General features: G+C 35.2%; 22 protein-coding genes. 5 read left to right on the top strand and 17 right to left on the bottom strand.

The window, feature by feature from the left end; translation table 11 throughout:
• Positions 1-14 precede the first annotated feature (14 nt).
• Both VBZ51_RS14265 and VBZ51_RS14270 read left to right on the top strand, forming a co-directional pair.
• Positions 15-953: a type IX secretion system membrane protein PorP/SprF gene (locus VBZ51_RS14265; protein WP_416577357.1), complete on the top strand. Its 939-nt coding sequence runs from the start codon at positions 15-17 to the stop codon at positions 951-953.
• Positions 954-1,243: 290 nt separating this feature from the next.
• Entirely contained in the window at positions 1,244-2,566 is a 1,323-nt protein-coding gene (locus VBZ51_RS14270; protein ID WP_416577358.1) for an ATP-binding protein, read from the top strand.
• Here the strand turns inward: VBZ51_RS14270 and VBZ51_RS14275 are convergent.
• The 17 genes from VBZ51_RS14275 to VBZ51_RS14355 all read right to left on the bottom strand — a co-directional run bounded on the left by VBZ51_RS14275 (position 2,563) and on the right by VBZ51_RS14355 (position 17,295).
• Positions 2,563-3,582 (bottom strand): adenosine deaminase, encoded by a 1,020-nt coding sequence (locus VBZ51_RS14275; RefSeq protein WP_416577359.1) that lies wholly within the window; start codon positions 3,580-3,582, stop codon positions 2,563-2,565. The genes VBZ51_RS14270 and VBZ51_RS14275 overlap by 4 nt on opposite strands.
• A 169-nt stretch (positions 3,583-3,751) precedes the next feature.
• Positions 3,752-4,135, bottom strand: coding sequence for a DUF3037 domain-containing protein (locus VBZ51_RS14280; RefSeq protein WP_416577360.1), 384 nt, complete (start codon positions 4,133-4,135; stop codon positions 3,752-3,754).
• Positions 4,125-4,904, bottom strand: a complete 780-nt coding sequence (locus tag VBZ51_RS14285; RefSeq protein WP_416577361.1) for a HipA family kinase — start codon at positions 4,902-4,904, stop codon at positions 4,125-4,127. The genes VBZ51_RS14280 and VBZ51_RS14285 overlap by 11 nt, the downstream gene beginning before the upstream one ends.
• A 44-nt stretch (positions 4,905-4,948) precedes the next feature.
• Positions 4,949-5,284 carry a hypothetical protein gene (locus VBZ51_RS14290; RefSeq protein ID WP_416577362.1) on the bottom strand — a complete coding sequence of 112 codons (336 nt, stop codon included), beginning with the start codon at positions 5,282-5,284 and terminating at the stop codon, positions 4,949-4,951.
• A gap of 32 nt (positions 5,285-5,316) precedes the next feature.
• Positions 5,317-5,988 (bottom strand): hypothetical protein, encoded by a 672-nt coding sequence (locus tag VBZ51_RS14295; protein ID WP_416577363.1) that lies wholly within the window; start codon positions 5,986-5,988, stop codon positions 5,317-5,319.
• A gap of 92 nt (positions 5,989-6,080) precedes the next feature.
• Positions 6,081-6,533, bottom strand: coding sequence for a GNAT family N-acetyltransferase (locus VBZ51_RS14300; RefSeq protein ID WP_416577364.1), 453 nt, complete (start codon positions 6,531-6,533; stop codon positions 6,081-6,083).
• A 47-nt stretch (positions 6,534-6,580) separates the two neighbouring features.
• A complete protein-coding gene (locus tag VBZ51_RS14305; protein WP_416577365.1) occupies positions 6,581-7,183 on the bottom strand; it encodes a short chain dehydrogenase in 603 nt (200 codons plus the stop codon).
• Positions 7,184-7,417: 234 nt separating this feature from the next.
• Entirely contained in the window at positions 7,418-8,281 is an 864-nt protein-coding gene (locus VBZ51_RS14310) for an alpha/beta fold hydrolase (protein WP_416577366.1), read from the bottom strand.
• Positions 8,282-8,395: 114 nt separating this feature from the next.
• A complete protein-coding gene (locus VBZ51_RS14315; protein WP_416577367.1) occupies positions 8,396-8,803 on the bottom strand; it encodes a DUF1348 family protein in 408 nt (135 codons plus the stop codon).
• A gap of 51 nt (positions 8,804-8,854) precedes the next feature.
• Entirely contained in the window at positions 8,855-9,418 is a 564-nt protein-coding gene (locus tag VBZ51_RS14320) for a TetR/AcrR family transcriptional regulator (protein WP_416577368.1), read from the bottom strand.
• 226 nt (positions 9,419-9,644) lie between these two features.
• Positions 9,645-10,115 carry an OsmC family protein gene (locus tag VBZ51_RS14325; protein WP_416577369.1) on the bottom strand — a complete coding sequence of 157 codons (471 nt, stop codon included), beginning with the start codon at positions 10,113-10,115 and terminating at the stop codon, positions 9,645-9,647.
• Positions 10,116-10,132: 17 nt separating this feature from the next.
• Positions 10,133-11,197: a carboxylate--amine ligase gene (locus VBZ51_RS14330; RefSeq protein WP_416577370.1), complete on the bottom strand. Its 1,065-nt coding sequence runs from the start codon at positions 11,195-11,197 to the stop codon at positions 10,133-10,135.
• Positions 11,198-11,515: 318 nt separating this feature from the next.
• The gene (locus VBZ51_RS14335; protein ID WP_416577371.1) at positions 11,516-12,658 is read right to left on the bottom strand and encodes an alpha/beta fold hydrolase; all 1,143 of its coding nucleotides are present in this window, start codon (positions 12,656-12,658) and stop codon (positions 11,516-11,518) included.
• 140 nt (positions 12,659-12,798) lie between these two features.
• Positions 12,799-13,332: a dihydrofolate reductase family protein gene (locus tag VBZ51_RS14340; RefSeq protein WP_416577372.1), complete on the bottom strand. Its 534-nt coding sequence runs from the start codon at positions 13,330-13,332 to the stop codon at positions 12,799-12,801.
• Positions 13,333-13,797: 465 nt separating this feature from the next.
• A complete protein-coding gene (locus VBZ51_RS14345) occupies positions 13,798-14,025 on the bottom strand; it encodes a hypothetical protein (protein ID WP_416577373.1) in 228 nt (75 codons plus the stop codon).
• A 495-nt stretch (positions 14,026-14,520) separates the two neighbouring features.
• Positions 14,521-15,147 (bottom strand): HmuY family protein, encoded by a 627-nt coding sequence (locus tag VBZ51_RS14350; protein ID WP_416577374.1) that lies wholly within the window; start codon positions 15,145-15,147, stop codon positions 14,521-14,523.
• 33 nt (positions 15,148-15,180) lie between these two features.
• Positions 15,181-17,295: a TonB-dependent receptor plug domain-containing protein gene (locus tag VBZ51_RS14355; RefSeq protein ID WP_416577375.1), complete on the bottom strand. Its 2,115-nt coding sequence runs from the start codon at positions 17,293-17,295 to the stop codon at positions 15,181-15,183.
• A gap of 116 nt (positions 17,296-17,411) precedes the next feature.
• On the opposite strand from VBZ51_RS14355, the gene VBZ51_RS14360 reads away from it, so the two are divergent.
• The 3 genes from VBZ51_RS14360 to VBZ51_RS14370 are packed head-to-tail and all read left to right on the top strand — an operon-like array spanning position 17,412 to position 20,360.
• Complete coding sequence (locus tag VBZ51_RS14360; RefSeq protein WP_416577376.1) at positions 17,412-18,317, top strand: DUF6607 family protein; 906 nt, start codon at positions 17,412-17,414, stop codon at positions 18,315-18,317.
• A gap of 4 nt (positions 18,318-18,321) precedes the next feature.
• Positions 18,322-19,824: an ankyrin repeat domain-containing protein gene (locus tag VBZ51_RS14365; protein WP_416577377.1), complete on the top strand. Its 1,503-nt coding sequence runs from the start codon at positions 18,322-18,324 to the stop codon at positions 19,822-19,824.
• A gap of 50 nt (positions 19,825-19,874) precedes the next feature.
• On the top strand, positions 19,875-20,360 hold the full coding sequence (locus VBZ51_RS14370; protein WP_139254403.1) for a DUF2271 domain-containing protein: 486 nt from the start codon (positions 19,875-19,877) through the stop codon (positions 20,358-20,360).
• Positions 20,361-20,429 lie beyond the last annotated feature (69 nt).

Consider the following 20,429-nt stretch of genomic DNA (forward strand, 5'->3'; position numbering starts at 1 on the left):
CAGTAAAATTAATTATGAAGAATCAACTTATAATTTTCTTAATATTTCTCGCCTCTTTTTGTACCATTAATGCTCAACAAGATGCGCAGTATACCCAGTATATGTATAATACGGTAGCGGTGAACCCTGGCTATGCTGGTTCAAGAGGTGTTCTTAGTATTGCTGCTTTGCACCGTTCACAATGGGTGGGTTTAGATGGAGCCCCAACAACCCAAACACTCAATGTACATAGTCCTATTTCTGAAAGGGTAGGGCTGGGTCTTTCCATCGTAAACGATGAAATAGGTAATGGTACCAACCAAGATACTTATTTTGATGCCGTTTTTTCCTATACCATACCTACTTCTGAAAATAGAAAATTGTCTTTTGGATTAAAAGCTGGTGGGCATTTTTTAAATATTGATTTTAATAAGTTAAGAAATTATGACCCGTCTACCGCAGCGTTAGGTCAAACGAACATAGACAAGAAGTTTTCACCAAATTTTGGTGCGGGGGTGTATTACCATACGGAACAATTTTATGCTGGTCTTTCAATACCTAATTTTCTGGAAACAGAACACTTTGATTCTTCTGGGAACAGTAATTCCTATATAGCACAAGAACGTATGAACTTGTACCTGATTACAGGTTACGTTTTTGAGGTAAACCCAGATTTAAAATTAAAACCAGCATTACTTTTTAAAGCTGTAGAAGGCGCACCTCTACAAGCAGATCTCTCTGCTACAGTATTGTTGAACGATACATTTTCGTTAGGGGCAGCTTACAGATGGGATGCCGCACTAAGTGCACTAGTTGGTTTTCAATTGAATGAAAAACTAATGTTCGGACTTGCTTATGATCGTGAAATTACAGAACTAGGGAGTACTTCATTCAACGACGGATCTTTTGAGATTTTTTTAAGGTTTGAATTTTTGACTAATTACAAAAATATTCTCACTCCAAGATTCTTTTAAAATAATTCTTTTTGTAAAGCAATAGATTATTTGTAAGACTGCTTTATAGGTCTTGGAGATTACTTTTCTCATTACCATTATTATACATCATAATCAAAAAGATATATTTTTAACGCTCATTAAACATGTCATTTATTTGCCATAAAATTTCAGTAAATTGAAAGGGGGCATTCATCTCTTTGATGGATTTTTACCTAGTGGATTTTCGTAAGATTATATTATATTTAGGTTTTTAAGGTAATGGGCTCCTTATATTTGTTGCCTTAAAAACTACCGCTCTTATAAAAACAATGACGAAAGCCAAGATCCATCCTAAGGAAAAAGAAAGATTAGCTCTTCTTGATTCATATTCAATTTTAGATACCTTGCCTGAAAAAGATTATGATAACCTAACCCAACTTGCAGCAGAAATTTGTCAGACCCCAATATCTTTGATCACTTTACTTGATGATAAGCGACAATGGTTTAAATCTCACTTTGGTTTAGAAACCTCTGAAACACCAATTGAAGATGCATTTTGTGCCCATGCTATAACTAGTGATGAACCAATATTTACTACGGAAGATGCAAGAGAAGATAGCCGTTTTCAAAATAATCCTTTGGTTACAGGTGATCCTAACATTGTTTTCTATGCAGGTATTCCATTAAAGAATGCTAACGGATTACCTCTAGGTACTTTATGTGTTATTGATAATAAACCTAGAAAACTTACGCAAAGCCAAAAAGAATCTCTGAACATTTTATCTGAGCAGGTTATTAATTTGTTGGAGCTTAGAAAGAATAAGTTAGAATTGGAACGTGCGCATAAAAAGCTGAAAAAATTCTCTAAAAAACTAGAGCGTAAGGTGTTTCAACGAACCAATCAACTTGAAATAAAAACGATTAAGCTTGAGTTGATGATCAATGATCTAGAGTCGTTCAATCATATTTGTAGCCATGACCTTCAAGAACCGTTGCGCAAAATTCAAATGTTCATTTCTCAGATCAGTGATACCGAATTCAACAATTTATCGGAAGCGGGAAAGCATAAATTAGAAAGAATAGACTTGTCCGCCGGTCGTATGCGTAATCTAATTCAAGATTTAATGGCATATGGAGCAACGGAATCTATTGATAATAGCTTGACCACTGTTTCATTAAAAAATCTGGTTTTAGATGTAAAGGATATTTTGAGTGAAGAATTAAAAGAACATAAAACTTTGCTCAGAGTTCAAAAAGACTGTCCAATTACAGTGAGACCTGTACAGTTTAAACAATTGCTTTTTAATTTGTTTACCAATGCCATAAAGTTTTCAAAAAATGAAATCAAACCAACTATAAAAGTACATGGCTCGGTGGTTAACGGAACGGATTACCCGGAACTTAATTTAAACGAAGACCGACAATATTCTCGTATTTTAATATCTGATAATGGTATTGGGTTCGATCAAAAATATGAAAACAAGGTCTTTGAAATTTTTCAACGCTTACATAGTGATGAAGAATATCAAGGTACCGGTATTGGGCTGGCAATTGTAAAGAGAATTGTAACTACCCATAGCGGACAGATAAGGGTAGAGAGCTCTCTTGGTAACGGTGCTGTTTTTGATATATTTATTCCCCTTGCGGATTAAAGAGATTTAAAATACTCTTTTACCTGAGTAATATGTCTTTCCTTAGATGCCTTACTTAGCCAACTGGCTTCAAATGCATTAATGGCCAATTGTTCTATTTGTTCCAAACTCAAATTCAGCGCTTTTGCGGTCTGGTAGTAGTTCTCGTTCATATATCCACCAAAATACGCAGGATCATCTGAGTGGATGGTCGCAAGAATCCCCTTGTCCAACATTTTGGCAACTGGATGCTCATCCATCTTCTGAATTACTTTTAAGGCAACATTACTGGTAGGGCATAGGGTCAACGCAATTTTATCATTTACCAATCTTTCAACTAATTTAGTATCGCTAAGACAACGATTACCATGGTCAATCCGTTCTACATTTAAAATATCCAAAGCTTCCCAGATATATTCTGCAGGACCTTCTTCACCTGCATGTGCCACTAATTTGAATCCATGTTCTGCAGATGCTTTAAACACTTTTTTAAACTTACTTGGCGGATTTCCCATTTCCGAAGAATCTAAACCAACACCATCTATAATTTCTTTAAAAGGAATAGAAGATTCTAGCGTGTTAAAGGCAGCATCTTCAGTTAAATGACGCAAATAGCTCATTATGAGTTTGTAAGAAATATTTAGTTCGTTTTTTCCCTTTTCTAAGGCTCGATGAATTCCATTGATGACCACATCAAAGGCTACTCCACGTTCTGTATGGGTCTGGGGGTCAAAAAATACTTCTGCATGTTTTACATTTTCACTATGAACTTTGGTTAAATATGCCCATGTAAGATCAAAGAAATCTTGCTCGTGCAACAATACTTGTGCACCGGCATAATAGATATCTAAAAACTCTTGTAAGTTATTGAATCTGTATGCTTCTTTTACAGACTCAATGGAATCGTAGGGTAAGTTGATGTTGTTTCTCTTTGCAATCTCGAACATCAATTCTGGCTCAAAACTACCCTCTAAATGTAGATGGAGTTCCGCTTTTGGAATTCCTTGAATAATAGTTTTAAGTTTAGATGATTCCATAGCGTAATAGTTTTGATTTCCTTTTTTAAGATATGTAAGTCCGTTTAATGTAATAAACTTACTTATAAAACTTGATATTTATTTTTGTTGTTTGCTATAGCTATTGTTTTCAAATAGATCAGGCATTAATTTAGGTTGGCACTTTGATATAATAAGATAAACGGATTGCTTAAAGAACATAGGTATTAAAAATATCTTCAAGTTCTTTTTCAGGATCTGTACTTAGTCCTGACCGGGTGGTGGAGCTTTGTATAACGGTGCTTCTGCAAGCTGTTAACCATCCAAATCGATCTGGTAGTTCTAATTTACCTATGGGTCCGCCTGCTTCTTTACCCTCACATATCAGCTTCCATGCCTTTAAATATTCGTTTAATATCTCGTATTCTATTTCTGGAGAAAAAGCTTTTAATTTTTTCTTGTCGATATGATATTTAATATCTAAAAATTTTGTTCGTTTACAGAATAAAATCACCCCAACATTAAAGAACTCTTCTCTTTCTACCTTGGGCACTATTCTAACTATGGCAAACTTAAATGTATGTCTATCTTGCATCTTCGGCTTCTTTTGCTAATACATCTATCATTGATAGTTTAGTGTTTATAAATTGAATATAGGCAGCTCTCTTTTCATCCGCATTCAAAACGTCAGACTCGCTAGTTAACCAGTCTTCAGGAATGTTGGTTACAATTTCGGTAATCTTTTCCGGTGTTATGAATTTTTTAATTTCTGTAGCAGCTTTTGGTAGGGCAGTGGCCTGTTGTAATAGTACATGATCTTTTATGAACGGGAAGGTTCTTGATAAATGGTTTTCCCAGGTATCCCAATTATGATGAAAATAGAAACTGGCACCATTGTCTATGACCCATAACTCATTGTGCCAAAATAAGAGATTTGCATTTTTTGCCGTTCGATCTATATTGCTGATCAAGCTATCCAATACTACTACCTTAGATGCTGTTAATGCATCTGCCTTAGAAATTAATGGATCAAAAGTAATGGCGCCAGATAAAAAATGCAATCCAAGATTTAACCCAACACTAAACTTTAATAAATCTTGAATTTCTTCATCTGGCTCTGTTTGTCTAAAGGAGTCCTCTAAATTCATAAATACCAGTTCAGGTACTTTTAAACCTATGGCACGTGCCAATTCTCCGCCAATAAATTCTGCAATGAGCGATTTTTTTCCTTGGCCTGACCCTCTAAATTTCAGTACATACAAAAAATCATCATTTGCTTTTACAATGGCCGGCATAGAGCCTCCTTCCCGTAAGGGTTGCAAATATTGAACAACATCTACTGTCCTAATATCAATTGTATTCATATTGCTAAGATATAGTTTGTAGTAATATCTATACCTCTGCTTATCTAAATAACATTGACAACTTCCTCTAAAACATAATGGGTAACCCCAACAATAACAGCAATTATAGAAATAATCAGAAATTTAAAAAGTACTGAATTACTATTACCTTTAAGTTTGTTATTTAGAAATACAACATCGAGCAAAATAAATATAACGGCAATAATACAGCCAATGATTGTGCCAACCTGTACCAATGCCCATTCATATACCATACTTGACAACGAGAATTTAGTATGGTCTGATTCTGGTGCTGGTCCTAAAACTATGCGCATATGGAATAACCCTAAAAGTATAGCAACAACAAGCCAACCAAGGTAACTTAGTATTCGTTTGGTCATATCACTTAAACGCTACTAGACGTGCAATGGTATTATTCTACTTTATTTTCTAACGGAGAAATCATAATATGTGCCCTGTGGGTACCAGGGTCCATGATCCAAGGGTGATTTGGAGCTGAGGGTGTCTCCGGCAAACCGATCGATTTAGGTGTGGCAAAAGGAGTATAAATAACGTAACGTAGTTTAGCACCTTCAACTTGTGATGTTTCAGGATCAAAGGTTGTATTTGGACCGTAATAAATGTGTAAAGTAGAACCGGGAGTTATTTTTATTTTACCAGATTTTACTTCTGCTTCGCGTATGGCAAAAATTTCATCTGAAGATTTGCCTTCGTTACGTAAGGTTCTTCCCCGTGCCATAAAAGGTTCTAGGTCTTTATGATAACATGCGGCATTGAAACCGTCTTTCTTTGGGTCGTCTGCAAGTACAATATACTCGCTGTCACCTTCCTTTAGAGTAACAAATTCACCTGCCATATTGTAACCGATAACTTTAGTATTTTCCCTACTATCTTTTGGTGCCGCCATTAATGCCGTAGCAATTAAATCTTGATCGCTTTCAATAGATTTTAAATTTGATTTTTTATCCGCAATTTCATCGGTAGTCTCGGTTGAATTGTCATTAGAAGTCCCTTTGTTTTTATTTGAAGTATTACAAGATATTACTAGACCGCCAAGTAGTACTATAGCTAGAAGTTTGTTCATGATTTAAAGGTTTTTGTTTTTTTGATACTTAAGAAAGTTCTTTTCTAAAGTTAGTTATTTTATTAACCTTCTGAACGTCAAAAGCTTTTAAATTATGTACCAAATTTTTCTAACTGCATATGTAAAATAGGGTAGGGTTTACCGGTAGCATCCAACTCTGACCTGCTTTGTGTTTTAAATTGATAATGTTCGTAAAAACCTACAGCTTGTTCATTCTGTTCATTTACATCTACTTTGTCTATTTTCAAGTCTTTAATGGCATATTGTAATAACAATGCCCCAATACCTTGGCCTCTATAATCTGGATGTACGAACAACATTTCAAGATTACTTTGGTCAACACCTAGAAAAGCAATGATTTCCTTTTCATGGTTTCTATAGGCACGAAGGTTTACGGCATCTAAATAGGTGTTTAAGATCAAAGGTTTAAAATACTGGATATCCTCTTCATTTAAAAAATGATGTGTAGCTCTGACGGAAGCTTCCCAAACCTCTACAACTTGTGGGTATTCCCACTTTTGGATAAAATCAATTTTATTCTTCACAATTAAAAATAGAAAAACAGTTGATAATTTGTTTTAAGAAGTCATTATTAATCATACAAGCGTATAACTTCCCCGTTTCCTTTTCCTTTTACACTACGTACATAACCATTTACTACTTTAGGCATAGGAATGGGGTTGTGCCCCGGAAAATAGTCTTTATACTTCTCATAGGCATTTTCTACCATACCAGACGATACCACATTTACTCTGATCTCATTTTCCATTTCAAGGGCAACTGCCTGTACAAAGCTATGAATACCACCGTTTACCATAGCTGCACTAGTGGTTTTTACTACGGGATCATCGGCTAAAATACCGGTAGTTAACGTGATGGAGCCTTTTTTGTTTAAATAATGTTGTCCTATGCGAACCAAATTTACTTGCCCCATTAGTTTGCTTCTTAAACCTATATAATAATCTTCTTCCGTTAGGTTGTTGAAATTGTCCCATTTTGCCTCTCCGGCAATACAGATGATGGCGTCTAATTTTCCTGTTTTTTCAAACATGGATGAAATGGAGCTGCTGTCTGCAATATCTACTGTGAAATCACCGGTTGTACGGCCAGCAATAATAACTTCATTATCATTTTTAAAGTGAGAAACTACGGTTTTGCCAATAGTTCCGTTGCCTCCTATTATTAAAATTTTCATGTTGTTTTATTTAAAGGTTACTACTGATCTAAGAAGGATGCAAGCTAAATGCAACTGACTTTTGTAAGGTTAAGTTAATAACTTAAGGGGATGTTTTCTTTCTTGACCCATAATATTGTAGGTTAATTTAATGGCTAAATTTTTAAAGAAAAAATACATTTCGTTAAGATATATTAAAAACAAAAGTGGCTAGGGTATAACCCATAGCCGCTTTGTTTTGTAAACCGATATTATTTATCGTACGTTTTTATTTAAGAATGACCTCATTTTCTCTATGATGTCATTGCCGTCTTCTTCCAGTGCAAAGTGTCCGGTATCATAAATGTTGTAGTCTATATTTTTTACATCTTTTTTAAAGGCTTGGGCACCACTTTCAGGAAAGAAAGCATCATTTTTACCCCATACGATCAATAGTGGAGGTTGGTTATCGCGTAAATACTGTTGCCATTTAGGGTATAGTTTTACATTATTTTGATAATCATAAAACAGATCTAGGTTTACGGCATGTGCATTTGGTCTAGACAGTCTTAAGAAATCTAAATGCCAAGTGTCCGGATTCACGTTTTCTGGGTTTCTAGTGCCGTGCGTGTACTGCCATTCTAACCCTTCCAAAGAAAAAGATGGTAATAAGGCCTTTTCGGTTTCCTTGTTTCTATTGGACCAAAATTCCTTAGTAGTTTTCCAAGCTTGTCCTAGACCTTCTTCGTAGGCATTTCCGTTTTGATTGACAATTGCAGTTATTCTATCCGGATGTGCGGTTGCTATTCTAAATCCAATTGGGGCACCATAGTCTTGAATCATAATAGCATATTTATGAATAGCTTTAGATTCTAAAAAAGAATTGATTGTTTCAGCTATATGGTCAAATGTATATTGATAATCATTCTGAGAAGGGAAATCACTGTTTCCAAAACCAGGATAATCCGGTGCTATTAAATGAAACTCATTAGAAAGTTGATTTAAGACTTTTCTATATTGGTGCGATGAAGAAGGAAAACCATGTAATAATACAATGGTGGGGTTACTTGGATCACCAGCCTCTCTATAGGCAATGTTTACTCCCTTTACATTTTCTTTTTTATACTGTATCGTGTTCATTGTTTTTGTGTTTTGTATGATTAAAGATTCTTTGTTTTTTTGTGTGGTGTTTTGTTGTTGACATGATGTTGTTATGGTCAATGCCAAGATGCATATAAGGTTAATTGTTTTCATTTATAATGTTCTTTCGTTTTCTTTAATTGTTAAATCATTAATACTTGCATATCTTTTTTGCATTAATCCATTTTCGTCAAATTCCCAGTTTTCATTACCGTAAGCACGATACCATTGTCCTTCTTGATTTTGATATTCATATTCAAATCTTACGGCTATTCGGTTGCCATGATAGCTCCATAGCTCTTTTTTTAGCTTGTAGTTTTGTTCATTGGTCCATTTGTGTTTTAAAAATTGTTGCACTTCATTTCTACCATTAATGAACTGGCTTCTATTGCGCCACTCGGTGTCAATGGTATAAGCCATGGAAACCTTTATAGGGTCTTTGCTGTTCCAGGCATCCTCTGCCAATTGCACTTTTTGTTTTGCTGTTTCTTCTGTAAAAGGGGGTAATGGGTACTTTTTCATAGTTAAAGAATTTATTACCGAACATTCGGTAAAGTGTAATGTTAAATTTTTTTATGGGTTTAGATACTTGTTTTCAATGTTTTGTAGGGTTTTGTCAAAAATGCTGATATCTCCTAAGCCCTTGGTTACAATTAAGCTTCCTTGTATTTCTATCAATACTTGCAAGGCCTTTTCTTCTGCTGCTTCTGGAGTTAATTTTAAGGCAATGCCTATTTCTTTAAAGGCAGAAAGGTATGCGGTCATTCCTTGGTTGATCTGCTCTTCAAATAGTTCAATGCCGGCTTGCATAGAAAGTGCACGAAAAATGCAGATGTTTTTACCACCATCATATAAAGTTCTAATTGCGGATAAGCCTTCTTTTAATCTAGTAGATGGATCAAGGTTGGTGTCCAATAGTGTATTAAAGACATTGTTGGTAACCCAATCTTCTAAGTGTTGCAATACAGCATCTGCCATTTCTTGCTTGCCGTTAGGAAACCTATGATATAAACTAGCTTTTTTAAGACCGGTAGCTTCTGATAATTCCTTTAAACTAGCACCTTCATAGCCTCTTGATCTAAAGACTTTAGTTAACCCTGTTAATATTTCTATGTCCAATACCTTTTGTGGTCTCATGGTACAAATGTAATATTATTTTTTAATTACCGAACGATTGGTAAAATATTTAATCTAAAATTAAGATTTTTGATTTTCTGTTGAAAACAAAGGATACAAAAAGGAAGGTGGTATTGTAAATTGGTATGATGGGGCAGTAGTGTTCTGGTGTTATAGACTTATCTTTACTTTTATAGTCTATGTTTTATAAATGTATAATACGGTGTACATACATTTTCTATGGGTCTTAATCTGAAATAATATTAGGTTTATGTTTAATTTCAAAGTTGCAAGAATTGGCAATAAAACACATTTTATTAGCTTCTTCATGTAATTCTTTAGCTTCTTGCATTCTGTTTTTATCCGAAATTCTAACGGTAGGGTTAAGGGTAACTTCTGTAAACCTTCCGCTACCGTTATTATCTTCTGCCATTATACCCGTAGCATTATCTTCATATGCAGTTACTATAATTTTATGTACGGAACATAAATGTAAATACCATAGCATATGACATGCTGTTATTGAAGACAGAAAAAGATCTTCTGGGTTATATTTTGATTTGTCGCCCAAAAATGATGGGTCAGAAGACCCATGAATTGCATCATATTTACCAACGGATTTAATTTCGTGATTACGATTGTAAGAGGTATAGTTTAAAGTTCCCTTTCCCTCGTTACCTGTCCACTCAACTTTTATTTCGTATTTGTGACTTTTCATTTTAAAGTGCTTGTTGTTTACTTATCTATAGATAACGTGTTCCATTTTTGGTTCAGGATGTTGCTCAAAAGATCAATATAATTCCATCCTATTTTTCTTGCAGATAGTAACGATAAACTATCTTGGTTATTTCTGTGGGACCTTGAGGGGCCGGTCATATTCGGTTTCATATTAAGGTCAAATAAATAATATTTTCCTGTACTGTTAGATCTGCAATCTATTCTAATGGGAGCTTTAATATCTATTATCTCCGCAGATTTAACGCAATGTTCATAAACTTCTAGAATTTCATTACTCTGTAACTCTGTATCACTTAGTACTTTACTGTTTTCCATAACAGCTACTGTTCCATTATAAGGGGCAATACCATTATCATGATTATATCTTTCTACTGCAGGTAAGCACCATGGTCTATCATAAAACAATTCTTTGCCATTTACCATGTAATTCCCTTTTGGCATTACGGTAATTGTTATTTCCTTTCCAACTAAAAATTCTTCAATGTAAACAGCGGTGCCATAGGTATTGTTTGAAAACATAGCATTTAACCTATCTAAAAGATCTTTGTGGTTATTGATTTTCGTTACACCTTGACTTCCTCTTCCTCTTATCGGTTTTAATACCAAAGGAAATTTTAAGTCCAATGAAAGGTTATTGTAATCTTCATTGGTAATGAGTTGATTTTTAGGGATAGGTATATTGTTGGTAGCTAAAATATAATTGGTATACATTTTATCATCAAAAGTATCTACTAAGGATGGTGTTTGCCCTACAATATAAAGATCTTCGTTATAAAATTTTTCTATGTTATGATGGTTATAGAGCACCGTATTCAGCCAAAAGATTTTTGCTCCTTTATTCAATGCATTTTTAATACCATCTTCTGTGTCTGGAAAAACCCAATCCTTGTCAATATTTTCATTTGGATGTTCTACAGGTGTAATTACATGATATTGATTTTTTAATAATGCAAAAGCTATATCCGCTCCGCTATCTGCATAGCCTCCTAGTTTCATTGGTTTTTGAATACCTTCTTTAATAGGCGGTAATTGGGCTTGGTATAATATCGCTATTTTATCCATAGTATAAATTTAACTAAACTATCTATTTCATTTTTATGATTATTTAGATTTAAGAGTTGTCCTTTGGATTTCAAAGTTTTTTAATTCTGCGATATCAAATTAGAAAATCTGCGAAATACCATATAAAGGCTAAAAGCTATAATGTGAAATTGAAGACCAATAATTCAATGAAAAAGAATAGACTAGAAGTAAAGTTTATTGGGAGTTAATCAAGTATTCTGAAATACTAAAAAACAATTATTAAAATTGGCGACCGGTAAACGCTATTTATTGATTCCTTAATTTAGCTCTTCCCTTTTTTGCATACTTTTCTTCAAATTATTTTTGTTTTAATTGAAGCAATACCTTTTTTCCATTTTCATTTTCTGGATTCAATTCTATCGATTTTTCATACATTTCAATTGCTTCAGCTTTTCTATTTGCATTTAATAACGCTTCTCCATAACTATCATATGCATTAGAACTATCTGGAAATAAAATTGTAGTTAATTTGAAAACTTCTAAAGCCTTATCTAATTCTTCGTTTCCTAAAAATGTATATCCCAATGTGTTCAAATCTTGCTCTGAACGATTGTTCAACTTAGTTTCAATAGATAATTCTATAGCATTATCTAACGTCCTTTGTAATAGCTCATTTTGTTGCCTTTCGTCTAGTGTTTTTGAATAAGCTTTTATAATTGCATTGATGACTAAAGAGGGGTTATCTTGAAATACAGCATGACCACTTCCTTTGGCGATAATGTTTGTAACATTTTCCTTATTGTCGTCAAGTTCTTCGTGAAGTTTTCTCCATCTAGTGGAAAGTGCCTCAGGTAAACCTGGTAAAGAGTTTTCAGGAAAAATATTTAGTAATGGTATACTTTTTGGGAAATCTATATTTCTTGCATATCGCATGGTTTCATTGTAATTGGCATTCAAAAAATAGTCTCCTGAAGGTTTAGGTATTGTACTAATATCAACATTGTTATCTCTCATTTTCAATAATTCATCATTCCAAAAATTGTTAAGCGTTACATCAATTAAGACCACGGATTTTACTTTTTTAGGATGTTTGTTTGCATAGAGCAAATTGTACAGTCCACCATACGAGTGGGAAACTAAAATGATTTCATCATCGTACCCCAACTTTGAAAGACCTGTTTCCAGTTCTTTAATTCCATTTTTTATTCCAAAATCCGAATCGTTTTTCAAGTTTGGATTTAATTCACTTTGTCCAAAACCAGAGCGGTCATAAGTAATCAATGTTGTACCCGTAACTTTATGGATTTTTTCTAAAATGTTGTCCCAGACAGAACCATCATTACCTGCACCCGCCTCAAAAAGAATTGGAGTTCCTTTTCCTTTTATAATGTTGAAATGCATTTGGTAGCCGCCAATGTCTACTAGGGTACTTTCTACTTGGGCTTGTATTGAAAAGGATAGGGTTAAAACTATTAAGATAGAAAGATAAAAATGTTTCATTATGGTTTTTGATTATGGATGATGGTGAAAAGTAAAGTACTATAATTATGAATTAAAATAGCGCTAACATATTAATTTAACTATTTGTTAATGAGTATCTAATAGTTTTTTTTATTGAAAAAAACCACTTTAATTTTACGCTACGATTCTATTTCATAAGTCAAAATTTTTAGTCCTTCTTCAAATGATTCCGTTTTGATCAAATTCCATTTTGCTCTAGTTGTGGAGTTTCCAAAAAGCGGAATTCCGTTGCCTAGAATTATTGGATTTAATTTTATCTTCATTTGATCAATGAGTCCATTGTCCAATAGCCATCCTGCAAATTCTCCGCCACCGCATAGGTAAATATCAGTTGAAGCTGTTTGTTTGATTTCTTTTATTCTGTCAATTGACATTTTCTCAATATGAACTGTTTCGGCTAAATTGTCAATTTTTAATGCATTTGAAAAAATGAAATGTTCCATATGTGGGTAAGCAGGTTTACCCGGTTGAAGTCCATATTGATAGCCAAATTCATAGGTTCTACGACCCATTATCACAGTTTTAAAATCTTGAAGATCGGCTAGGTATTTTTCAACACCTTTTCCACCTGAAGCAAAAAGGCTTATGTCGTCATTTTTTCCTGCAATGAAACCATCAAGTGAAGTGGCTACATAATAAATGATTTTTTTCATCAGTTCTTTTTTTACCCTAGACCTCTTTCCGGAAAAAGTTCTAACTCCTTTTTTAATTCTTTCACAACCCTTTTCAATTCTGTAACGTTCGTTTTACAGTCCTGAGTTATATTTTTTTAATTCTGTAATTCCGTATCTGATTGATAATAAATCCTTGAATTTTCTCCAGTAAGTGAATCAAAAGAATCTTTAGCTTTATAAAGACCGAATACTATAGCCAAAATCAATATGGATAATTGAATTAATTTAATTTTTTTGTTTTTCTTTCTAAATATAAGAGCTAGATTCCTTATGAATATGGCAATAATAATAGCTAAGGAAATTTTATCTAGGATTGGATTCATTCCTGAAAAGAGCGTGAAATGGAAGGCTATATAGAGTCCGATTAGGATTGATAGAAATGTGGTTACTATGGTTTTGCCTTTCATTTCAATCAGATGAATTATATTTTTAGAACTATTGATTTTAACGGTTAAGCTTTGATTGGTCCATTCTTTTAATATCAGAAATTTGCTCTTCAAATTTTTTGCTGTCCTTAAATGCGCATAAGTTTCCGTCAGGGTCGTAAAATTTGGCTATTGTTCCCCAAGAATGTTCTTGGTAATCCACTTTTATATTTTTCCTGGTCAATTTTTCTGCAAACATTTTCACGTTGGGAACATTCATTCTCAAACAAGTTTTTGTTCTTTCCATTCCGGTTTTTTGTCCATTATATTAATCGTCTAATTCCACCATCAAATATGCGTGTCCAAATTCAAAACAAGTTAAATTTTCGCCCTCAAACATTTTCTTGAGACCTAAAATATTTTCATAAAAATCCACACATTTTTTGTATTCAAGAGTATATAATATTATTCCAGTTCGGTCAAATTCCATTCGGTGCAATAATTTTTAGAGCTTTCTTACAACGGTTCGGCTCGTATGTTTGGTTCTATAGTTGAAGATAAGATATTTAGAATAATCCATTAGCTTAAATAAATGTGTGATTACATGGTTTGACTAGGTACTGAGTATGGATATCATCGCTTAGGTTTAAACACATTCCAATCTAACGGTCTAAAAAATTTGCTTTGGCTAATACATCTGTAGAGACAATAGGAGGGATAAAGAGTTCTAGACTATTTAATATAATATCGTTTCTTAGAAATCCCGCCCTTCTATAATTTTCTTGGAATCCGGACAGTAAACTTACTCTAAAGAAGTATCGCCTTCGTTAGGGTTGTATACATAATTAAAGGTATAGTACGGTGTAGCATCTTCAAAAGCATTTGGTTCAGATGGCGCATCTTCATAATAACTTATAAACTCTACTTTGGCAAAATTACCTTCGGTAGTTCTAAATACAAATACTTTACCCGGTATAGGTGTAATTAAATGTGTTGGGTCTCCTGCGTAGTTGTACCAACCATTATCACTACCTGTTGCTATGGCAAAAGAAGCATCTGCATCTTGATCAAAAGTAAGTCCTTCTGCTGTGGTTACACTTGCCAAGGTGCCGGTTACTTCGGCTACGCCAACATTACCGTTTCTTTCCGGTTCATCTTCAGTGCCGGTCAAGGTACCGCCATTAACGGCGATCGTGGTGCCTCTAAAAGCAATGTCCCATGCAGTATCACTGGTAGTAATGGCACCGGTCTCAAAATCAAATTTGGTGAACTCACCGCCAACAGGTTCTCCTTGGCCTCCGGTTTGTGGTGCATATAAATTGCTAACAGTTTCCGTCTGTACCGGATCCGTTGGTGTGCTGTCATCATCGCTGCTACAAGAGGTGAATGCCATTGCTAAAAATGCTACTGCTAAAATGTTCTTTGTCATGGTAATTGTAATTAAAACCTGTTGCCAGGTGGGTTAGAATTGATAATTTAATTTAATGAATGCTTGTATGCCCGGCATTGTCGGGATATTGTTATCCGTATAATCCAATAGGTTGTTTGCGCCAACCTGAAGTGTAAAATCTGTATAGAATATTTTGCTTACCGCGGCATTTAGGGTAACAAAACCATCTATAAAACTGGTATCGAAATTATCTATGAGTCCGTTGCCATTGGTGTCATATTGTGCATACTTACTACGGTAGAGTACACGCAAGTTTACATGGGTATTGGCAGAGGGTATGTCATAGTAGAATTTAAAATTGGCATTGTGCCTAGAACGGTTGACCAAGCCAAAATAATCAGAGGTGGCCAGGGCAACAGATTGTCCGGTATTGGCATCGCGTACAAATACTTGATCGTTTTTTACGTCTTGTCTTCTCTGTTTATCAAAGGCATAAAGTAATTGGTATCCGGCACTTATATTTAAATTGTCCGTGAGTTTGTAGGCGGAGTTGATTTCAAAGCCCGTAGTGTATATTTCATCAAAATTCATATAACTGAACACGTTTTGTCCATTGGTCTTGCGGGCAATGATTCTGGTATCTATTAGGTTTTTAAAATCGTTTCTAAAGAAATTGACTTCTGTATTGCCAACACCATGTTTTAGAGTTAGGCCTAGGTTATAGCCAATAGAACTTTCTGCTTCCAACGGTTGGCTCAATTCATCTTCTGTGACCACCACATCTAAGATTTGGTCTTGTTCTTCTAATTCTTGTAATTTATCCAAGGCTACATTATAACCAAGTACGGTATAGCCCACTGCGGAATTGGTGAAGTCAAAATATAACTGTCTAAAATCGGGCGCTTTAAAACCATAACCCACAGATCCCTTAATAGCCAGATTTGGATTTAATTGGTAGCGTAATGCCAACTTGGGACTAAATTGGTTGTTGTATTCAGAGTGATTGTCAAAGCGCGCTCCGGCAATAACATTCAGTTTTTCCAAAGGGTCAAAATCATACTGGGCATAAAGGTATTGAGAAGTGAAATTCACTTTTTCTTCAAAATACGTCCTGTCCAGCTCATCTAACTGTAATCCCGCTCCTGCGGTTAAAGTCCCGTATTGGAACCCGGTTCTATTTTCGTTTTCAACATTAAAGGTATAGCTGCCACGTACCTCTGGCCTCAATAATTTTTGATCGAAATCACTATCGCTCAAAACATCAGTAGAAATAGGGTCTGCCAATAATTCGGTAGCAACGTAATTGGTATAGTACAGTTCATAAGCCATGTTGAGCGCCGGGGTCCATTTGTGGTCCAGTCTGGCATGTGCGTTCCATTCACGTTCTTTGGTATCACCCTCATATTGAATGCTATCTAAGGTAAATCCGGCATCTTGAACCTGATCGTAGAATCGTCCAGAGGTAAAGAGAGAAAGTTTATCGTTAATATCATAATACAACCTACCGTTTAGGGTGTAATTGGTATACGGGTTAACGGTTTGGCCCTCCGCATCTTCATTTAGGTCATATCCGTTGGATGAGAAACGATTGGCGAAAAATCCATACCGAAATTTTTTAAAACCCTGCTTAAGGTCTAGATTCATATCTTGTTGAGAAAAGCTACCGATACGGTATGATGCATTTCCGCTAAAATTCTGCTTTTCCGGTTTTTCGGTGATGATATTGATCACACCGCCCAATGCCTCAGATCCATATAAACTGCTTGACGGACCTTTAACAACTTCAATCTGTTTAATATTACCTACGGTAAGTCTGCTTAAATCGAAATTTCCGGCACTGCGCCCTACCAATGGAACTCCATCTATAAGGATAAGAATATAGTCCGATGCAATGCCTTGTATTTGTACCCCTTGAAATCCACTTTCATCGGTAACCGTTATAATACCTGTTTGCTCGTTCAGTATTTCATTAAGGCGAACGGTACCGGATTTTATAATCTGTTTTTTGCCTACCAAGGTAACGGGTAGGGGTAGCGATGACAATTGACGGGCAGTTCTTGTGGCGGTCACTATGACTTCATCTAATTCTTGTGATAAAATAGAATCTGTAACGCTGGGCACTTGGCTTTGCGCTACTATAATATGTGTACCTATAAGTAGTAGTAAGGTCGCTAGTCGAAATCGCATTATATTAATTTAGACTTATTCTTGATAAGGATGCAAATATATAAACAATTCTTATTTAGAATAAATTAAAATAGTTATTTTTGTCAACGAACATCAAAAAATAATACACCTGTAAAATGAAAACAGTATTACCTACCATAATGGCATTAGTAGTATCTGCTAGTACAATTGCCCAAAAGGCGAAAAAGAACGATGACCGTGAAGCTATAAAAAGTATGTGCGGTTGTTTTGAAGTAACTTTCAACTTTGCCGAAACATTTAACCATAGTACGGATTCTTTGTATAAGCCTTCTAAAACAAAAGTGGATAAGGGCTTAGAGTGGGCAGAACTGGTGACGGATGAAGATGATAAAATATCCATTCAGCACCTGTTGCAGGTTGGTAACCCTGCAGACCCGCATATTGTAAAACATTGGAGGCAAGATTGGCTGTATCAAAATACAGACCTATATTCTTATAATGCCGATAATACATGGACATTTAAAAAATTACCATCAGATAAGGTAAAAGGGCAATGGACCCAAAAAGTATATCAAGTAGATGATAGCCCTAGGTATGAAGGCTCATCTACATGGGTACATGTAGATGGTAAAAGCTTTTGGGAAAATACATCAGATGCCCCGTTACCAAGACGTGAGTATACTACAAGAAGCGACTATAATTTGACTGTTCGTGGAAATCGTCATGAGGTTACGGATTACGGTTGGTTGCACGATCAAGATAATACAAAGGTTATTCGTGAGGCAGGCAAAGAAGATGTCATATTAGCTCAGGAAAAAGGGTATAATACTTATGTAAAGGTCGATGATAGTAGATGTGCCGCTGCCGCAGCATGGTGGAAATCCAATGCGGATAAATGGGCTTTGGTACGTACAAAATGGGATGATGTTTATGGTAGGAACAAAGACCTTACTTTAGAGGAAAAAGTAGATAATAAAGTTTTGTACAAATACCTTTTTGATGATGAATATGATCAAAAAGATGAAATAGAAGAAGTAATAGAATCATTCGTTAAACAATAAGGACATGAAAACCATAAAACAATTAGCACTGACCGCATTTTTGTTCATAAGCTTTACGGGTATTGCCCAGCAAAAGAATGAACTTTTAGATCGTACATTTTGGAAGAGTAGCCCAAGTGTTGCCACTGTAAAGCAAAAAATAGCAGAGGGTAACGATCCAGTAGCAAAGGACAGCAATTCTTTTGATGCTACTACACTGGCCATAACCAGCAAGGCAGATACTGAGGTGGTTAAATATTTATTGTCCTTAGAGGGTAATGAAGTGGATAAGAAAACCCATGATAGCCGTATTTATTTACACTGGGCAACGTATGCCGGTGATGCCGAATTGGTTCAGTATCTATTGGATAACGGTGCTTCTGTAACTGCATTGGATAGTCACAGGTATACACCACTTGCCTTTGGAGCCAATGCGGGACTAACAAATCCTAAAATATATGAGGCTTTTGAAGCAAAAGGGGTGAACCTTAAAAATGAGAAAAATGAGCATGGTGCCAATGTGCTATTATTGGCGGCACCATCATTGAAATCTGAAGAGGAGCTGAATTTCTTTTTAAACAAGGGTTTGGCTCTTGATAGTAAGGATGATGACGGCAACGGCATTTTTAACTACGCTACTAAAAAGGGGAATATAGATTTCTTGAAATTATTGATAAGCAAAGGAGTAGATTACAAAACATTGAACAGTAATGGTGGTAATGCCTTTATGTTCGCATCTCAAGGTGGTCGCGGATTCAGTAATGGTCTACCGGTCTATACATATTTAAAAGGTCTAGGATTGGAACCTAATATTGTTGAAAAAAATGGTAGTACCCCATTGCACCGTTTAGCTTTTGGTAATAAAGATGCTGCTATTTTTGATCTGTTCTTAAAAGCTGGTGCAGATGTAAACCAAGCGGATGAGGAAGGAAACACTCCTTTCTTGAATGCTGCCGCTAGAAATGATTTGGCCGTTGTTCAATTATTGGCCAAGGATGTTAAAGATATCAATACGGCCAATAACGATGGTGAAACAGCTTTAATGCTTGCCGCTCATGATAACAAAGCTGATGTTGTTGCATTTTTAATTGAAAAAGGTGCGGATATCAATGCTAAAGATGCTACCGGTAATACTGCGGCTTATTTTCTTACGGATTCTTACAGTAAAAGAAATGCGAAGGCTTTTGATGCTAAACTGGCTATGTTGAAAGCAAAAGGGTTAAAATTCAATACCGTACAAGGTGAGGGTAATACCTTATATCACGTTGCGGCCAAAAAGAACGATTTGCAACTCATGAAAAAGATAGCAGATTTCAATATCGATGTAAATGCTAAAAACGATGAGGGTATGACTGCTTTGCACGTTGCGGCCATGAAAGCGGAAAACGATAAACTGCTAAAGTTCTTGATCGCCAAAGGTGCGGATGCCAATAGCAAAACAGATTTTGAAGAAACGGTTTATGACCTGGCTAGTGAAAATGAAATGTTGCAAAAAGGCAATACATCGTTAAACTTTTTAAAGCAATAAGTTAGGTGTCGCTTAGCTTATCAATGAAATAAAGAACCAATAGTATTAAAATGAAAAGATTTTTAAAATTTATACCGGCCGTAGTTTTGGTAGGATCATTATTATCCGCCTTTACCGTAGTGGACAAAACTGCCGTAAAATGCCTTATTCAACTGACCAATTATACAGGTGAGGGTGCGTACTTAATAGTGTCTATCGTGGATGCCGATAATGAGTATGTAGAAACTTTATATGTGCAGGGCAAAGATAGTGAGTGGTATAGTGAAATAACCGAATGGTGGAAATTTTATGGCAAACACCGTCCAAATATAGATGCCATTTCTGGAGAAACTATTAGCGGTGGAGAGCGCGCCTTGAACGTGTTACAGATACCTAATGATAAAATTGACAAGGGTTACAACCTTCGTTTTGAAACTTCTGTAGAAGATCAAGGATATTATGCAGATGATATTCAATTTCCTTTAACGACCGAAAATTTAAAGACAAAAGTTGAGGGCAAAGGTTTTATTAGGTATGTACGTATGCTGCCGCAATAAATGACCTTATAAAAGATGAATCATATTTTGGGCGCAGTCAAGTACAATAATGTTATTTGCTCATAAAAA

This window comes from Maribacter sp. HS (assembly GCF_048059195.1).
Taxonomy (GTDB): Bacteria; Bacteroidota; Bacteroidia; order Flavobacteriales; family Flavobacteriaceae; genus Maribacter; species Maribacter dokdonensis.

Excerpts from the sequence above, each read along its gene's own strand:
- VBZ51_RS14325 (WP_416577369.1), bottom strand. The coding sequence starts at position 10,115 with ATGAAAAGTCACAAATACGAAATAAAAGTTGAGTGGACAGGTAACGAG.
- VBZ51_RS14335 (WP_416577371.1), bottom strand. The coding sequence starts at position 12,658 with ATGAAACATTTTTATCTTTCTATCTTAATAGTTTTAACCCTATCCTTT.
- VBZ51_RS14295 (WP_416577363.1), bottom strand. The coding sequence starts at position 5,988 with ATGAACAAACTTCTAGCTATAGTACTACTTGGCGGTCTAGTAATATCT.
- VBZ51_RS14275 (WP_416577359.1), bottom strand. The coding sequence starts at position 3,582 with ATGGAATCATCTAAACTTAAAACTATTATTCAAGGAATTCCAAAAGCG.
- VBZ51_RS14330 (WP_416577370.1), bottom strand. The coding sequence starts at position 11,197 with ATGGATAAAATAGCGATATTATACCAAGCCCAATTACCGCCTATTAAA.
- VBZ51_RS14345 (WP_416577373.1), bottom strand. The coding sequence starts at position 14,025 with ATGGAAAGAACAAAAACTTGTTTGAGAATGAATGTTCCCAACGTGAAA.
- VBZ51_RS14280 (WP_416577360.1), bottom strand. The coding sequence starts at position 4,135 with ATGCAAGATAGACATACATTTAAGTTTGCCATAGTTAGAATAGTGCCC.
- VBZ51_RS14365 (WP_416577377.1), top strand. The coding sequence starts at position 18,322 with ATGAAAACCATAAAACAATTAGCACTGACCGCATTTTTGTTCATAAGC.
- VBZ51_RS14285 (WP_416577361.1), bottom strand. The coding sequence starts at position 4,904 with ATGAATACAATTGATATTAGGACAGTAGATGTTGTTCAATATTTGCAA.
- VBZ51_RS14350 (WP_416577374.1), bottom strand. The coding sequence starts at position 15,147 with ATGACAAAGAACATTTTAGCAGTAGCATTTTTAGCAATGGCATTCACC.
- VBZ51_RS14370 (WP_139254403.1), top strand. The coding sequence starts at position 19,875 with ATGAAAAGATTTTTAAAATTTATACCGGCCGTAGTTTTGGTAGGATCA.
- VBZ51_RS14320 (WP_416577368.1), bottom strand. The coding sequence starts at position 9,418 with ATGAGACCACAAAAGGTATTGGACATAGAAATATTAACAGGGTTAACT.
- VBZ51_RS14360 (WP_416577376.1), top strand. The coding sequence starts at position 17,412 with ATGAAAACAGTATTACCTACCATAATGGCATTAGTAGTATCTGCTAGT.
- VBZ51_RS14290 (WP_416577362.1), bottom strand. The coding sequence starts at position 5,284 with ATGACCAAACGAATACTAAGTTACCTTGGTTGGCTTGTTGTTGCTATA.
- VBZ51_RS14265 (WP_416577357.1), top strand. The coding sequence starts at position 15 with ATGAAGAATCAACTTATAATTTTCTTAATATTTCTCGCCTCTTTTTGT.
- VBZ51_RS14270 (WP_416577358.1), top strand. The coding sequence starts at position 1,244 with ATGACGAAAGCCAAGATCCATCCTAAGGAAAAAGAAAGATTAGCTCTT.
- VBZ51_RS14340 (WP_416577372.1), bottom strand. The coding sequence starts at position 13,332 with ATGAAAAAAATCATTTATTATGTAGCCACTTCACTTGATGGTTTCATT.
- VBZ51_RS14355 (WP_416577375.1), bottom strand. The coding sequence starts at position 17,295 with ATGCGATTTCGACTAGCGACCTTACTACTACTTATAGGTACACATATT.
- VBZ51_RS14315 (WP_416577367.1), bottom strand. The coding sequence starts at position 8,803 with ATGAAAAAGTACCCATTACCCCCTTTTACAGAAGAAACAGCAAAACAA.
- VBZ51_RS14310 (WP_416577366.1), bottom strand. The coding sequence starts at position 8,281 with ATGAACACGATACAGTATAAAAAAGAAAATGTAAAGGGAGTAAACATT.
- VBZ51_RS14305 (WP_416577365.1), bottom strand. The coding sequence starts at position 7,183 with ATGAAAATTTTAATAATAGGAGGCAACGGAACTATTGGCAAAACCGTA.